Origin of the sequence: Coprococcus sp. RTP21204st1_G4_RTP21204_210225, from assembly GCF_040915385.1 — a bacterium.
Lineage (GTDB): Bacteria > Bacillota > Clostridia > Lachnospirales > Lachnospiraceae > Allocoprococcus > Allocoprococcus comes.
Window position 1 is genome coordinate 1 of the sequence record NZ_JBCPDP010000011.1, and the last position, 16,947, is coordinate 16,947.

Below are 16,947 nucleotides of genomic sequence, written 5' to 3' on the forward strand. Positions count from 1 at the left end.
TGATACCAAATTTTCAACCTGTATAAAATTTTCAATGTTCTTAAATTTAGCCTTGACTTTTTATTTGCAGGCTAATTTTTCTCCTTCTTCTATGTGGTATCCGCGTAGGAAGGCATCGGCTTCCATGCGTTTTTTGCCTGGGATCTGGAGGGACTTGATGGCTAGTCTGCCTTCACCGGTCTGAACTTTAAAGCCGTGTTTTGTGACTTCTGTGATCGTTCCGGGCTCATGAGTATCTATGGTTTCTACAACATCCTCTACTTCTGCTTCCCAGATTTTCATCGTTTTGCCTTCCCACTGGGTGTAGGCACTTGGCCATGGATTTAAGCCGCGGATCAGGCGTTCGATTTCTACTGCTGTTTTCGTCCAGTCGATCTCACCGGATTTTTTGTTGAGCATTTTTGCGTATTCGGTGGTGCTTTCGCCCTGTTTTTGTGGAGTAATGGTTCCTTTTTCCAGTTCTGCAAGGGTATGGACGCAGAGTGCGGCTCCTTTTGCGGAAAGTTTATCGAAAAGGCTTCCTCCTGTTTCTTTTTTATCTAATGTGATTTCTACTTTTTCCAGCATATCACCCGTGTCAAGTCCTTCATCCATCTGCATCGTTGTGACACCGGATACTTTTTCTCCATTGATGACCGCCCATTGGATTGGTGCAGCACCGCGGTATTTCGGCAGAAGGGATGCATGGACATTGATACATCCGTACGGTGTCATTTCCAGAATCTCTTTTGGAAGGATCTGTCCAAACGCCACGACTACGCAGACATCTGCCTGATATTTTTTCAGTTCTTCGATACATTCAGGTTCCCGGATCTTCTTTGGCTGATAGACCGGGATATTATGTGCAAGTGCACATTCTTTTACCGGAGTGAACTGCATTTCTTTGCCTCTGCCCTTTGGCTTGTCCGGCTGTGTGACAGCGAGCACTACTTCATGTCCTGCTTCTACCAGTGCTTCCAGTGTTCCGACTGAGAAATCAGGAGTTCCCATAAATATTATCTTCATCTTATCTTAACCTCCCGCTTCCAGCCTAGGCTTCTTCGTATTCTGTGCTGTGAAGTTCGCCTTCTACTTTTTCTACATAAAGATGACCGTCCAGATGCTCCAGTTCGTGACAGATTGCTCTTGCCATCAGTCCTTCGCCTTCGATCTCGTATTCTTTCATATCTTCATCAAGTGCTACTGCTTTTACATAATTCGGACGGGTAACAATACCGGATTTACCTGGTACACTAAGGCATCCTTCTTCCCCGGTCTGTTCTCCGCTGCTCTCTACGATGCGTGGGTTGATCATGACAACCGGACCTTCTCCGATATCGATGACAACGATTCTTTTGAGAATTCCAACCTGTGGTGCAGCAAGACCTACCCCCATTGCCTCGTACATGGTCTCTAACATATCATCGATCAGTTCTGTTGTTCTTGGTGTCATCTTTGTTACTTCCTTACACACCTTTGTCAGTACTTCATCGCCTATTTCTCTGATTTTTCTAATTGCCATTTGTTCTTCCTCCTGCCTTTTCTTTTAAAATCCACTCATCGGATCAAAATCAAACTGAATCCGCATCTTTGCAAATCCCCGGTTCAATTCAATATATTGTTCCATTTTATCTTTCATTTCAATCAGGATCTCATAGGATTCCTGCTTCAGATACAAAACTTTCCGGTACACATCCTTGACCTTTCCGACTGCCGGAGCTGCCGGACCGATCACCTGTACCTTGCGGTTCTTCGTGATCCGCATTGCATATAATTTGAGATAGTGCATTCCTTTTTCCAGAAGTGCTTCATCCTCACAGGCTACCAGTACCGCCATCAGATGCTCTGCCGGCGGATACCCCATCAGTTCCCTGTAATTCATCTCTTCTGTATAAAATGCCTGATAATCCTGACGTGCTGCCGTCTGGATACTATAATGCTCCGGGCTGTAGGTCTGAATCACGACCTCTCCTTTTTTTGCCCCTCTTCCGGCTCTTCCCGCAGCCTGCGTCAGAAGCTCGAATGTCCTCTCTGCTGACCGGAAATCATCCGAGTATAAAGACATATCCGCAGCAAGCACGCCAACCAGGGTCACATTTGAAAAATCATGTCCTTTTACGATCATCTGTGTTCCGACAAGAATATCTGCCTCTTCATTTGCAAATGCAGATAGAATCTTTTCATGTCCTTCTTTGGATCTTGTAGTATCCAGATCCATCCGAAGTACCCTTGCCTGCGGAAATTCCTTTTTTACCAGTTCTTCAATCTGCTGTGTTCCTGCGCGGAAACCTCCGATATGAGGGGAGCCGCAGGACGGGCATTTTTTTGCAACCGTTTCTTCGTATCCACAGTAGTGGCACACCATTTTCCCATTATTGTGCGCTGCCAGTGAAACATCACAATGAGGACATTTTACTACATATCCGCAGGACCTGCAAGAAAGGAATCCGGCATACCCTCTTCGATTCAGAAACAAAATGATCTGTTCTTTCTTTTTCAGACGGTCTTCCATCAGCTCATGGAGCCTGTCACTTAAAATAGAACGGTTCCCTTTTTGCAGTTCTTCACGCATATCCACCGTGTAGACCTCCGGGAGCTCTGCTTTTGCAGTCCGCCTCTTTAATTCCAGCAACGTATACTCTCCCAGCTCGCACCGGTAAAATGCTTCCATGGAAGGGGTTGCCGATCCCAGTACCACACTTGCCCCTTCCAGGCTTGCGCGTTCGATTGCCGTCTCCCGCGCATGATACCGGGGAACCTGTTCACTTTTATAAGCTGCCTCATGTTCCTCATCGATCACGATCAGCCCAAGACTCGGAAACGGGGTAAAAAGCGCAGATCTTGGACCGATCATCACATCAATCTCTCCTTTTTTCGCCCGCATCATCTGGTCATACCGCTCTCCCGCTGAAAGTCTGGAATTCATGATGGAAACGCGTTCCCCAAATGTCCTGTAAAAGCGCATCACCGTCTGGTAAGTCAATGCGATCTCCGGAATCAGTACGATTGCCTGCCGCTTTTCCTTTACCACCTGCCGGATCATTTCCATATAGACCTCTGTCTTGCCGCTTCCGGTCACACCGTATAAAAGATAGGTCTTTCGGATCCCTTTTTTATAATCGTTTTCAAACGTCCGGATTGCACTTTCCTGCTCCTCCGTGTAGGTAATAAAATGCTGCTGCTGCTCTTTTTCTTTCACAGGATTACGGTAAATCTTATGATTTTTGATTTCCAGAACCCCCTGCTCTTCAAGCGCTCTCACCACCGTCAGCGTGATATTCAACTTCTGGCTGATCAGAGAATATTCTACCTCTTCATCATCCAAAAGTGCTGCCATCAATCTTGCCCGCGCTTTCTGGTTCTTGTGAAGATATTCTTCCAGCTTCTTTTCGCCTGCTTCTCTGGAAATACATCTTTTTAAAATCCGCTGTTCCTTCTGCTGCTCGGTACGCTTGATTGGAAGCACCGTTTTCAATGCCTGGATCATCGTACCTCCATAATATTCTTTCATCCACGCTGCAAGTGCAACCAGCCTTGCCTCAATCGCTACACTTGATGTATCTGTGCGCAGAATATCCTTTATTTTTTCCGCATCATAATCACATGTTTCCGAAAAACCGACAATATACCCCTTCGTTTCCCGGTTACCCCGTCCAAACGGCACAATGACGCCTGCACCGGTTCGTAAATCTCCTTCCAGTTCTTCCGGTACACGGTACTGAAATACTTTATCCAGTTTTTCATGTGTAATATCTATAATAATGTCTGCGTACATTCTGTCTGTTCCTTTTTCTGTCTCTTTTGTGCAGCAAGCCTGACGGCTTTTCGCACCAGTTCCCGGTCATCCATCGGATACCTGACTCCCTGGATCTCCTGGTAATTTTCATGTCCCTTTCCCGCAATCAGAAGGATATCCCCTTGTCTTGCCATTTCCACCGCAAAGAGTACTGCCTCTTCCCGATCCTGGATCATCCGATAGGCTCCGGAAGTTTCTTTGATGCCTTCTTCAACGTCTGCCATAATCTTCGCCGGCTCTTCCCATCTCGGATTATCTGAAGTGATGATCGTCAGATTCGCAAGCTCTCCTGCCACTCTTCCCATCCCGCCTCTTCTGCGTCCGGCACGGTTGCCTCCACATCCAAACACCAGTAAAATACGTTCTGGTTCGTAAATTCTCAGCATTTTAAGCACTTTTGCAAGACTCATGGCATTATGCGCGTAATCAATGTAACACAGGATATGTTCTCCTGCATCTACCCGTTCCATCCTGCCTCTTACCACCAGATGCTTTAACACGTCTCCTGCTTCTTCTCTTTCAAATCCAAGACAGCTCACCGTCTGTAAAGCAGCCAGTGCATTGTACACATTAAATTTTCCAGGAAGGGCAAGCTCATATTTTCTATCATCTGCATAAAATACCGTTTTAAGTTCTCCACCTTCCATCAGAAAACTGATTTTTTCTGCCGTCAGTACATGACTGTTTCTAAATCCTCTTTCCTGCCCTTCTTCCCGACAGGTAAATCCGTATTTCGTGCAACATTTTCTCTGGAACATATAGCTGCACTGTGCATCATCCAGATTCCCTATTCCAATCCTGCACTGTTCAAAAAGACATGATTTGTAATATCGGTATTCCCCAAGACTTGCATGCTCGCCTGGTCCAATGTGATCCTCCCCGAAATTAGTGAATACCGCAATTTCAAACCAGATTCCATCGATCCGATGCTGCTTTATTCCCTGTGAAGATACCTCCATCACCGCATAGTGGCAACCTGCTTCTACCATTTTAGCAAAATACGACTGAATGGTAAAGGCATCCGGAGTCGTATTTTGCGAAGTTACCACTTCATTTCCAAGATGGTGGCCGATCGTACCGATCAGTCCGCATTTTTGGCCAATACTTTCCAGCATCTCCCAGATCATCACTGCCACCGTACTTTTCCCCTTTGTGCCGGTCACGCCAATCACTTTCAACTTATCAGCAGGACTTCCAAACCAGATCCTGCTGATCCCGGCAAGAGCTTCCCGTGTATCTTTTACCAGAACGACGGCAACATTTTCCGGAAACTTCAGCATCCTTCCCCCAGATACCAGTTTTTCTATCAGAATGCAGGATGCCCCAAGGTTGCAGGCTTCTTCTATATAATCATGTCCATCTGCCCGGCTTCCCTGAATGCAGACAAACAGACTGTCTTCTTCTGCCTTTTGGGAATTACAGGTAATCCCCCGGATTTCCATCTCTTCTTCTAATTCCGGCATTTGGATCACCGCATGCTGAATCCTTTTAAACAGAACCGAAAGCTTCATAAGGCTCCTCTTTTTGGACTCTTTGTTTTCAGAATATGCTGTTTCCCATCAAACGTCACACCGGATATGAAAATATATAAAATGGGTGGATTTCCTGCTTTCGTTTTAACGCATCCTGTGCGTTTGCAGGAACACCCACCCATCTCTCAGTCTCTATTGATGCTTTTTATCATACTCGGCAAGATATTCTTTAACATACTGTGTATCTGATTTGCAGTCCAGATACTCACAGCCATATTTCTGCCTTGTCTCATTTCCTTTTCCGGTAATCAGGAAAATAGTCTTTCCCTCTGCTTCATCCATCGCTGCTTTGATTGCCTCTCCCCGATCCTCGATCATGGCATACGGACAGTTTTGTGCTTCCACATACTGTGCGATTTCTTTGGAAATCTGCTCTACCGGCTCATATCCCGGATCTTCCGCTGTCAGATAAACCTTTTTCGCATACTGACCAGCTACCGTTCCAAGGTCTCTTCTCCGGATAAATGCTTTCTTTCCTGGGCATCCGAAGATCGATACGATATTATAATCCGGATATTCATCTTTAATTGAAGAGAACAGCTTTTCAAAACTAAGCTTGTTGTGTGCATAATCCACAACAGCGATCAGATTCTTATCTGCACTTCCATAAAGCTCCATACGTCCGCTGGATCTTGCCCTCAAAAGACCGCTGTGCATATACTCCTTCGGGATTTCAAGAAGAATGGATGCCGCAATGACAGCCAGTGCATTTTCCACATTGAAAAGTCCCGGCATCGTCAGACGGAATTCTTCATCAAACAGCTCTGTCTTTACCATAAATACCGTTTCATGTCCGTCTTTCTGGATCTCATAACCATAAACATCCGCTTCCGGATTCTTTGTACTGAACGTCAGCACCTTCTCACAGACCTTTGACTCTTTCAGAATACGGTCTGCAAAATCTGCATCCATGTTCACAACTCCGTAACGTGATTTTCCGAAAATTTTCAGTTTAGACGAAAAATAGTCTTCAAAATCCGGATGCTCGATCGGACTGATATGGTCCTCTGAAATATTCAGAAAAATTCCCACATCAAACTGCATGTTATCGACACGATTGTATTTTAACGCCTGTGAAGATACTTCCATCTCGGCAAATGTAATACCACTTTCTACGGCATGGCGCAGATGCTCCTGCAATTCTACCGACTCCGGCGTAGTAATATGGGATTCTTTCTTGATCACTCCGTCATAAATATCGATTGAAGAAAGGACTGCACTTTCCTTTCCGCCGGTTGCTTCCATATAATCATCCACGATTGCTTTCATATAGTAAGCGGAAGTGGATTTTCCTTTTGTTCCGCCGATTCCGGTGATCGTCAGTTTCTTCCACGGTGCATTATTGAACTTCTCTGCAAGTGGAGGCATCGCCTTACGGATATCGTCTACCAGAAAATATGGAACATCTTCTTTCGTTTCATATTTTACTTCGCTTACATAAGCAATCGCACCTTTTTCGATCGCTGCATCCAGATACTCAGCCTTAAATGCCGCACCTTTGCAAATAAACAATGTTCCTTCCGTCACCTCTCTGGAATCATAGGTCAGATATCCTACGTTTTTTTCTTCTTCCCCATTTGAATAAAATTCTTTCATCATACGCAGGTTCTGTAACAGATTTGCGTACTCCTGTAATGTGTATTTTTCCATCTGGTATTTATCTCCCTTATATTCTTTCCGGTATTATTCCCGGTACTCTGCGCCTGATCTGATGATGGATTCTCTTACCAGAACATCCATTGCATCCATGCAGTCTGCCGGTACCTGATAATATTCTTTGAATACCGAAATCTCTGTGCATGCAAGAATTACTGCATCACAACCTTTTGCCTTCAGATCATTATAAGCACGGTCAAATTTGTTCTTGTCTCCCGGCTTTCCTTTTTTGATATCATCATAGATCAGCGACATCACATCTTTCTGGCAGGCTTCTCCCGGAACTACCGGTGTGATTCCAAATTTTTCGCAGGCTCGGTGGTAAGTCTTTGCCTGCATCGTTCCATCTGTTCCCATGATCCCGATCTTCTTCACTTTTGGATGAGCCTCTACTACATATCTGACACTCTCCTCTACCATATTGATGATCGGAACACTTGTAGATTTCTGGATATCTTTCAGGAAATAGTGCGAGGTATTGCACGGAATCGCAATATTTTCCACTCCCAGCATCTCCAGATCTCTTGCGTCCTGTGTGATCGCTTTCAGAAACGGAAGCTTATTTCCTGTAAGGATTGCCTGTGTCCTGTCCGGCATTGTCGCATGACTTAAAATGATCATGTTGATATGCTCCTGATCACTCTCCGCCTTTGTCCTCGCGATCACTCTTGCATAATAAAAACTTGTCGCCTCCGGTCCCATTCCGCCGATAACACCTAATTTTTTCAGCATATCATTCTCCCTGTTTCAGCTTCTCTTAGCTGTAATATTTCTTAAAGTTACCAAACTGTCTGAGATGATTCTTCACCATAGCAAGATAACGTCTTGGTTTAAAATCACCTCTCTTAAATACCGGATTGACCATCTTCTTTTCCTTAAGAAGGCGTCTCATCTTCTCACGGTTTGCTTCTTCTTTGATATATTTGAAAGCAACTGCCTTCGGTACTGTCATCCAGAGATGTTCTTCTTTTGCAAGTTCAAGCGGCAGTTCTTTTCCGTAAACATATTCTTCTACTACATATTTTGCAACATTGAATCCAGATCCTGTCACATAATAATTACTTCGTCCCTGGCGGGTGTTGATCTCGAAGAAACGGTATTTTCCATCACGCCTGTCATACTTGATATCAAAGTTGGAGAATCCTACATAGTGCAAATCTTCCAGCAGATTCTTCACCTTCATCATCAGCTCTTCGTTTGGCTCTGTGATGATAACTGCATGATTTCCAAGTCCGTGTGGTGTGTGTTCTTCCAGGAGTACATGTCCCAGACACATCATTTTAACTTTTCCATTCCGGTCAGAATAAGAAGTCAGAACACGCATATATTCATCATTTCCCGGAATCATATCCTGGATGATCAGTTTATCTGTATAACCTGCCCCATAGATATCCCGAATTACTTTTTCCAGTTCTTTTCTGTCCTTGATCGTGTAGATCTTATTCTGGGTTGCAAACGGATGCTCCCAGTAAGAAATACTGTCAGACGGCTTTAAAATTACCGGGTACGGGAAATTCATCTCAAAATCCAGTCCCATGGACTGATCGTAAATAATCGTTCCCGGATAATCTACCCCATGCTTTTCGCACAACTTGTAGAAAGTCTCTTTCTGCTGCAGACTGTTCATCAGATCAAAATCGATATATGGTGCGATAATATTTTTCTCAAGCTCTGCCTTATGCTTACTGATCAGCGCCACATAACTGTCACCACATCCGATGAGCATAATCTTTTTGTCTTTATGCTTTTTTGCAAATCCATTGACTGTCTGAAGAAAATAATCGTCCGTATCAATCTTCGGATTCGGATGATATTCGATGATCTTACTTCCGTAACTCGGTCCTGTTGCAAACTTTCCAAATATATATGTCTTCACCTGATACTGCTCATAAAATGCGCGGGCAACACTGTAAGTATTGATATCTCCACCAAGCAGTACCGGAATAAATTCTCTGTCTTTAAATTCCATTGTTTAAAGAAGCTCCTTTCTATCCCCTTATATTTCTACATATCATCTCATTATACTCCAGGGATTCTTTAGGTGTCAAGGCATGGAAACATCCCTGTTGTCCTGACACAAACTTTTCACCGATGTGAAAAAGATCTGTGTTTTATTTTATCCAAATCATGTTATACTTCTTAAAAGAATTTTCCTGATTGTAACAGCGTATACGCAAAAACAGCTCTGAAAGTTTCCCGGGAAATTTTCAGAACTGTTTCTTTTCATATTTCTTCTCTTTTTCTCTCTGCTCCAGAACACTGCCCCGTATCACCGCATCCGCCCCATACTTTCCGCGGATCTCTCCCATTGCCGCACTGAGCTTTTTCAGCTTTTCCATGCTCTTCTTCGGCTTCTCAGATTTCACCTCGAATTGCAGGTCAAACAGGCTTAACTGCTCCGGTTCATCTTCATCCACAAGCTTCGCTGTGCGAACACCAAGCAATCTGATCGGCTCACCGTTCCACAGCTCATCGAACAGACTGCAGGCCGCCTCGTAGATCACCTGATCTGCACCGGATGCTCTGCCAAGCTGCTTCTGGTGAGATACATTCTGAAAATCACTGTAGCGGATTTCCACACTAACCATATTGGCTTTCTGCCCTGCTTTCCTTAGTCTCTTTCCCACACTTTCTGCCAGAGAAAATAGAACCTTTTTTGCATCCTCTGCCTTTTCCACATCTTTTGGAAGTGTGGTGGAATTACCAACACCCTTTGCTGCGGTCTCCTCGGATTGCACCTTTGCATCACCGATTCCATTCGCAAATTCCCACAGCGTTCTCCCATGACTTTTCAAATGGAATTCCAGAAGCTTCGGATCTGTCTTCGCAAGCTCACCAATTGTCCGGATTTCCAGCTTTTCCAGAATCGCCACACTGGACTTCCCTGCCATAAAAAGCTCACTCACCGGGAGCGGCCACATTTTTTCCTTGACCTCTTCCGGGAAAAGAGTGTGGACACGGTTTGGCTTTTCAAAGTCTGATGCCATTTTTGCCAGAAGCTTGTTTGTCGAAATTCCCACATTCACGGTAAACCCAAACTTTTCATAAACCCGGGCTTTGATTTCATACGCAGCCTCCACCGGCGAAGAAAAGCGCTGTGCGATTCCGGTAAAATCCATATAGCACTCGTCCACACTGACCTGCTCGATTTCCGGTGTATAGGTTTTCAGGAAATCCATCAGTCTCCGGCTATACTCCCTGTACATCCTGTGATTTGGCGGATCCATGTGAAGATTCGGACACTTACGGAACGCATTTACCACCGGCTCTCCCGTCCGGATGCCGAATTTCTTTGCCGAAGGAGATTTCGCCAATACGATCCCGTGGCGTGATTCTCTGTCACCGCCGATGATCGCGGGGATCGTACGGATGTCCACATCGGCACCATTTTTCAGTTGTTCTACTGCCGTCCAACTAAGGTAGGCTGAATTGACATCTATATGGAAAATGATGTGTGACATTCCTGCTGTCTCCTCTCTGTAAATAATCGAGCAGGCTGACTCCTGCTCGATTTGTATACTTTGTACACCATCTCGCTTAACAGCCAGGTGATGTACATTCGACAAATGCAGATCCTTGTGCAAGCACAAATCTGCACTTGGCTCATCGTATACACAAAAAATACGGAATATGATATTCATTTTATCATATCCCGCATCCATTTTCATTATTTTATCTTTTATTTATCAAGCTTACCGCCAATTTCACTCCATCCACAGTTAAATACATATTGTGCAAATTCTTCCAGCTGCTTCTCATTATATAAACTTAAATCCATCGTTTTCAGCTTGGATTCTACTATTTTTTTGTTGTATCTCAGATCGGATACATATGAACATTCCACTCTCTTTATCATATCATCAAATATATCTCTTTCCATATGTTCCCTCTTTTCTACATAATGTTAATTATGTTGTAATATAAATCGTCCAAACTCAGTCCAACTATATTCTAGTCTGTATTACAAAGACTGTCAACATTAAAAAACGTCACAAAAATACAAAACAGTCCTTTCACTTTAATTATGTAAAACATTTATTTTTTCTTTTTTATTTTCATATTTTCGAGTCAAAATACCTATATCGAAAACTACAACATAATTAACATTATGTCGTCATTCTACAAGCATTTCTAACATTTCCATGCTCTTTTTCCATTCCATAATTCCATCCGAAGCATAAATCCTTGTCACCTCGATACTGCTGTGTCCCAGAATATCCGCAAGCTGCAACAGATTCCCAGTAACCCTGTAAAAAATTCTTGCAAACATATGTCTGAAATTATGCGGAAATACTTTTTCGGTTTCCACCCCCGCACTTACTGCAAGCTGTTTTAATTCTCTCCATATATTCGACCGGTCTTTTTCATGACCCGATCTCGTTATAAACACATTTCCCTTTTGAATTTTGTTTTTTCTTATATAATACAACAGTCTTTTTCTCAACTGATCCGTTAAAATAACCGATCTGTATTTTCCTTTATTCCACACCTTCACGATCCCTCTTTGAACACTATCAACTGAAAAATATCTTAGCTCACTGATCCGGATTCCTGTCCCTGCAAGCGTCTCCATAATCATTACAAGCTGTTCCTTTCCCTGCTCTTTTGCTTTCCGCACCAGTTTGATATAATCGGATTTCTGCAGTTCTCTTTCCATCATCTTTGAATTACAGCCCTGTACACGGACTCTGCGGAGCTTCCATTTTCCAAGCCCAACGGCAAGTAAATACTGATTCAGTGCCACAAGCATCGAATTTACACTGCTTACTGCATAATGCTGCATCAGCCACTCCCGGTAAGCAAGCAGAAGTTCCTTATCTATTTCTTCCGCTTCTGCTGCATAGGAATAAAAAGTCGTTACATCTGTCATATATTTCTTCTTTGTTGCCTCCGATGCTTCCCGCTCGATCAAATACTTCATAAAGATTTCTTTTTCAAATTTCATTCCGCTCATAATGTGTCCTCCTAGTTTTTTTTACTCACATTATTTCACAGATCTGAAATTTTATTAACCAAAAAAGCAGTAGGACAAAAACTTTTTTCATTGTCCTGCTGCTCATATCCGCCTATTTTTCTTAATTGATTTTAATTTGCATGAATCCTATCATAGTAGTACTGGAAATCTGGAAGTGGAATATCCTTCTTTTTAATATTTTTCTGAGGATAAAAAAGTAATTCCACCTCTTTTGGTGGCATCATCTGGAGTTCTTCAATCGGAATTTCTCCCGCATGATAACGTTCCATAATCAAAGATAATGTTCCGGATCCAATCTTATACCGATCCATGCTGGAGCTTCTTAATTTTTATATTATATTGGCTTGAATCCTTTTCCACGCACTTCATTCGATTCCATTGTAACAAGAAACGCTGATGAATCTACTTTCTTTACAGCTTCTTGAATCGTATGCATTTCTTTATTGTTACATGCACACATTAATACTTCTTTTTCACGTCCTGTATAACTTCCTTCTGCCTTAATCAAAGTTGCCCCTCGTTGTGATAGCTCATCAATTTTTGCCGCAATTTGTGGCCCCTTTTCTGTTACAATCAAAGCAAGTTTTCCAGCATCAACGCCATACATTAGCTTATCTACGACAAATGATAGAATATACGTTCCAATTAATCCATAAATAATCTTATCAATGTTTCCATGCATCAGAATTCCACCAATAATTACAATAATAAAATCCATAACAATGATAATTTTTCCTACAGAAATATGTGGCTTTGCCTTGTGTATTGCCATCAAAACAAAATCTGCTCCACCTGTAGAGGTATCTCTCATGTAAATTAATGCATATCCGATTCCTGAGAATACACTCATACAAATACAAGATAACATCATATCACCTTGGTAAATTGGAAACAATGGAACAACCCAGTCCATCAGTATATTAGAAATTAACATTGTCTTTATTGATCTTAAAAAAAATTGTTTTCCCAACAACTTGTAACAAATTAAAATAATTGGAATATTCAAAATTGTCGTCATTGTACCAATTGGAATTTTCCAAAAATAATAAAACACGATTGCAATACCTGATATACCTGCTACCGGAAATCCAGATGCCACTGCAAAATTATAGACTCCAATCGCAATGAAACAACCACCTACAATATCAAGTAAAATATCAATTAAAAATGTCTTTGCCTTTGATTTCAATGTGAGTTCCTCCCTATTACGGAATCTTATTTCTTTTTCATCACAATACATTGATATGTTTGTAGTTTTATTGAACCTGTAAGGATTTCATCAGTAATCAAATTTGTATAACATTCATTCAAAACCATCTTCACAGGATGTCTGTTAAAATTCTGAAGAAAATATACATCATCTTTCTGTTCTTTTCCACTTCTTTTTGAAACAGTAACTCCATAAGGCAATGTTTCCGTCAAATTTGCTTCCACATTTGCTTCCTCAATTACATCGCCCAAAAATTCTTTCAAAAATTCCAGATCTGGTTGAACAGCAACATAGTAAGCTTTTCCTTTGCCATACGCATTTTCTGTAATTGCTGGAGTATTTACATTGTAATCTTGCAAGTATGTTCCCAACGGCTTTGCAGTTTGAAGTGTCACAACTTCTCTTAACACACCGGCTTTATATACACCGTCTTTATAGGAGAAAGTATTTGGAAAATATTCATTCCCCACATCAATCTCATCAACTGATAATCCTAGCAATCTCTCATGTGGTCTCTCTCCAATAAAACATAAATCTGTTTCATTTACTACTCCACTCCAATAAGTTGTTACATATATTCCACCTGCTTCCACGTATGCTTCTACTTTATGAATATACTCTTTTTTATGCAAGTACAAGGTCGGAGCAACCACAAGCTGATAATCTAACAACTCTCGATCCATGGAAATTATATCAACTTCAATTCCTTTTTCCCAAAAAACCCGATAATATTTTAAAAGTTCTTCCGTATAATCAAATTTTCTCGATATTGCTTGTGCGTCAGAAAGAGCCCACCAATTTTCCCAATCCATAATAATAGCTACCTTCGCCCTATTACATGTACTTAGTATTTGACTGCTTAGCTTTTCTAGATCTTTGCCAATCCAAGCAACTTCTTGAAAAACTCTATTCTTTTCTGACGCATCATGATCAACAACCGCTCCATGAAACTTTTCACTCGATCCTCTGCTTTTTCTCCATTGAAAATAAAGAACACTATTCGAACCTAACGCAATTGCCTGCATTGAAGATAAGTAATTCATCCCCGGTCTTTTTACATTATTTTCCTCATCCCAATTCACAAGTGATGGTGTTGATTCCATCATCAAAAATGGCTTCTTCTGAAATCCTCTCATCTGGTTATGCATAAAGGCTGCCCACACAGCAATCGGTACTTCATCTTCTTTTGTATGCCAACTCGGATAAGAGTCCCAAGAAATCACATCCAACTCCTTTGCCCATTTGTCATAATCCAATGGTGAAAAATACATCATCATGTTTGTTGTAACTGGAAGATCCGAATATGTTTTAACAGCTCGAATCTCTTCTCTACAAAAGTCCTGTAACTGTTCGCTCACAAATCTTTTCCAGTCCAATTTCAAACCGTGTAATTCATCCTCTCCCCTCGGAGAAGGTGAATGAATCTGTTCCCAATCGGTATAAGTATGACTCCAAAACGCACTCCACCATGCATGATTCAATGCATCCAATGTTTTGTATTTTTTTTTCAACCATTTCCGAAATGCTTTTTGACATTCTTCGCAATGACAAGAAGCATCCCTAAAATTTCCTCCGTATTCGTTTGATATATGCCAAAGAATTACTCCTGGATGTTTTCCAAAGCGTTCTGATAATTTCAAATCCAACTTTCTAGTTTTTTCTCTCATAACAGCAGACGTGTAACAAAAATTATGCCTTTTCCCTGGTAAATTCTGTATCCCGTTTTCATCTGTCTGCATTACTTCAGGATATTTTTGAGTCATCCAATTTGGCATTGCACCTGTTGGTGTAGCTAGATTTGTATAGATGCCATTGTCATATAAACGGTTAATAATTTCTTCTAAATAGTCAAACTGATATTTTCCTTCTTCTGGCTCTAAAAATGCCCACGAAAATATTCCTAGTGAAACATTATTTACATGCGCTAATTTCATTAACCGGATATCCTCTTCAAGAATATCCGGTCTATCTAACCATTGTTCAGGATTATAATCTCCACCATGCAGAAGACCTGGCATATTTATTTTTTTATATTCCATTTCTAATCCCTTTCTTTATAGATATCATTTATTATTTTACAGCTCCAGTAATACCTTCTGCAAAACTCTTCTGTAAAATAAAGAATACTACGGCGGTAGGCAATGTACATATTAAGACTGCCAACATAAGCATTCCATAGTCTGTTACATATCCCTCTGTCAGATTTGCTACAACCATTGGCATTGTCATGCTCTTGGATTGTGTCATGATTACTTTCGGCCACATATAACTATTCCAAGCATTCATAAATGTAATAGTCATAGCCGCTGCATATGTTGATTTCATTGTAGGAATAAACATCTGAAAGAAGATTCCAATTTCCGAAAGTCCCTCTAATCTGGCAGCTTCAATAATATCACGAGGAAATGATCTTGCACTCTGCCGAAACATCATGATTAAAAATGGGGTTGATATCGTTGGTAAAATGAATCCCAACGTACTATTTAACATTTTCATTTTTGCAACCATCTGAAACAATGGGACCAATATCGTAATAAATGGAACCATCATCGCAAGAAGAATCACACCCATCACGGCATCTTTTGCTTTATCATGATAAATTTCAAATCCATATCCTGCCAAGGAACATATCACCATCGAAACTATTGTAAGTAATATTGCATATTTAAATGAATTGACCAATGCAGCCCCTACATCTTGATTTGCCAGCAGATTTTTCAAGTTTTCTCCCAAATGAGAGCCAAACGATAATACACCTTTTGATACATCCACACTTTTGTTTGTGGATGCACTTACCATCCAGTACAAAGGAAATACTGAAATAAAAGTAACCAAAATCAAGAATGCATACATTCCTATATTTTTCATTTTTTTAATCACGTTTATCACCCACCCTCATTTGTATAAATGCTAATACTGCAACCAACAGTAATATAAAGAAGGACATCGCTGCTGCATATCCAAAATTCGGCACATACTTAAAACATAAATTATATATGTAATGTGACATAGAGATCGAAGCATTCGCAGGACCTCCATCGGTCAAGTTAATTGATTCATCAAATAACTGTAATGTTCCATTTGTTGACATTATTGCTGTCAACAAGATAGTTGGTTTTAATAATGGAACAGTAATCTTAAAAAATGTCTGTATTGCTGATGCTCCATCAATTTTTGCAGCTTCGTATACTGAATATTCAATGTTTTGCAATCCAGAAAGGAAAAATACCATATTATATCCTGTCCATCTCCACAAAAGAGCCAATATGATAACTATTTTTGCCGCAAATGGTTGTGTCAAAAAATTATATGGTTTATCCAAAATTCCCAAATTCACTAGAACATAATTTACTAATCCATCATTTGCAAACAAAGACCGAAAAATAATTGAGTACGCAACCAATGAAGTTGTACACGGCAAAAAAATCATTGTTCGGAAAAATCCTTTAAACCGTAAGTCTTTTTTATTTAGAATACAAGCTAACACCATCGCTACTACAAGCATAATGGGCACTTGAAGAATGAAATAAAAAAATGTGTTTTTTATTGACTGAATAAATACATCATCTTGAAACATTCTGATGTAATTTGTAAATCCAGCCATCTGCATATTTCTACCTTTCCCCGTCTGAAAAGATAAAACTAACGCTTTAATCATTGGCCAAAAACTAAACACCGCAATCAAAAATGTTGCTGGTGTCAAAAAAGCCCATCCTGTTAAATTATGCTTTTTTTCCAACGTCATTTTTCTTGGTTTGTTAGACACAAAAACTCCTCCTCTCTATCCATAAGGGGGATG

15 protein-coding genes are annotated in these 16,947 nt (G+C 41.0%); all 15 read right to left on the reverse strand.

Features of this window, described 5'->3' with window-relative positions; translation table 11 throughout:
* Nucleotides 1–60: 60 nt before the first annotated feature.
* On the reverse strand, nucleotides 61–1,005 hold the full coding sequence (gene fmt / locus AB5213_RS10850) for a methionyl-tRNA formyltransferase (protein ID WP_368276680.1): 945 nt from the start codon (nucleotides 1,003–1,005) through the stop codon (nucleotides 61–63).
* Between the two features lie 25 nt (nucleotides 1,006–1,030).
* Entirely contained in the window at nucleotides 1,031–1,501 is a 471-nt protein-coding gene (gene def / locus AB5213_RS10855; RefSeq protein WP_008370813.1) for a peptide deformylase, read from the reverse strand.
* A 24-nt stretch (nucleotides 1,502–1,525) separates the two neighbouring features.
* Nucleotides 1,526–3,754: a primosomal protein N' gene (priA, locus tag AB5213_RS10860; RefSeq protein WP_368276681.1), complete on the reverse strand. Its 2,229-nt coding sequence runs from the start codon at nucleotides 3,752–3,754 to the stop codon at nucleotides 1,526–1,528.
* Nucleotides 3,733–5,286, reverse strand: a complete 1,554-nt coding sequence (locus AB5213_RS10865) for a UDP-N-acetylmuramoyl-L-alanyl-D-glutamate--2,6-diaminopimelate ligase (RefSeq protein ID WP_215633546.1) — start codon at nucleotides 5,284–5,286, stop codon at nucleotides 3,733–3,735. Before AB5213_RS10865 ends, priA begins: the two co-directional genes overlap by 22 nt.
* Nucleotides 5,287–5,439: 153 nt before the next feature.
* Nucleotides 5,440–6,957, reverse strand: a complete 1,518-nt coding sequence (locus AB5213_RS10870) for a Mur ligase family protein (protein ID WP_008370817.1) — start codon at nucleotides 6,955–6,957, stop codon at nucleotides 5,440–5,442.
* A gap of 33 nt (nucleotides 6,958–6,990) precedes the next feature.
* Nucleotides 6,991–7,695, reverse strand: a complete 705-nt coding sequence (locus AB5213_RS10875; protein WP_173690783.1) for an aspartate/glutamate racemase family protein — start codon at nucleotides 7,693–7,695, stop codon at nucleotides 6,991–6,993.
* Between the two features lie 25 nt (nucleotides 7,696–7,720).
* A complete protein-coding gene (locus AB5213_RS10880; protein ID WP_008370820.1) occupies nucleotides 7,721–8,932 on the reverse strand; it encodes a hypothetical protein in 1,212 nt (403 codons plus the stop codon).
* Nucleotides 8,933–9,170: 238 nt separating this feature from the next.
* A complete protein-coding gene (locus tag AB5213_RS10885) occupies nucleotides 9,171–10,424 on the reverse strand; it encodes a DNA polymerase IV (protein ID WP_055246581.1) in 1,254 nt (417 codons plus the stop codon).
* 218 nt (nucleotides 10,425–10,642) lie between these two features.
* The gene (locus tag AB5213_RS10890) at nucleotides 10,643–10,843 is read right to left on the reverse strand and encodes a hypothetical protein (RefSeq protein ID WP_008370826.1); all 201 of its coding nucleotides are present in this window, start codon (nucleotides 10,841–10,843) and stop codon (nucleotides 10,643–10,645) included.
* A 234-nt stretch (nucleotides 10,844–11,077) separates the two neighbouring features.
* On the reverse strand, nucleotides 11,078–11,917 hold the full coding sequence (locus tag AB5213_RS10895; RefSeq protein ID WP_177998952.1) for a tyrosine-type recombinase/integrase: 840 nt from the start codon (nucleotides 11,915–11,917) through the stop codon (nucleotides 11,078–11,080).
* Nucleotides 11,918–12,048: 131 nt separating this feature from the next.
* Nucleotides 12,049–12,249, reverse strand: coding sequence for a hypothetical protein (locus tag AB5213_RS10900; protein ID WP_008370830.1), 201 nt, complete (start codon nucleotides 12,247–12,249; stop codon nucleotides 12,049–12,051).
* Nucleotides 12,250–12,272: 23 nt separating this feature from the next.
* Complete coding sequence (locus AB5213_RS10905; RefSeq protein WP_055246333.1) at nucleotides 12,273–13,178, reverse strand: YitT family protein; 906 nt, start codon at nucleotides 13,176–13,178, stop codon at nucleotides 12,273–12,275.
* A complete protein-coding gene (locus AB5213_RS10910; protein WP_055246331.1) occupies nucleotides 13,154–15,187 on the reverse strand; it encodes a beta-galactosidase in 2,034 nt (677 codons plus the stop codon). The genes AB5213_RS10905 and AB5213_RS10910 overlap by 25 nt, the downstream gene beginning before the upstream one ends.
* Nucleotides 15,188–15,218: 31 nt before the next feature.
* Complete coding sequence (locus AB5213_RS10915) at nucleotides 15,219–16,028, reverse strand: carbohydrate ABC transporter permease (RefSeq protein WP_342999711.1); 810 nt, start codon at nucleotides 16,026–16,028, stop codon at nucleotides 15,219–15,221.
* On the reverse strand, nucleotides 16,021–16,914 hold the full coding sequence (locus tag AB5213_RS10920; protein WP_227120799.1) for a carbohydrate ABC transporter permease: 894 nt from the start codon (nucleotides 16,912–16,914) through the stop codon (nucleotides 16,021–16,023). The genes AB5213_RS10915 and AB5213_RS10920 overlap by 8 nt, the downstream gene beginning before the upstream one ends.
* Between the last annotated feature and the right edge of the window lie 33 nt (nucleotides 16,915–16,947).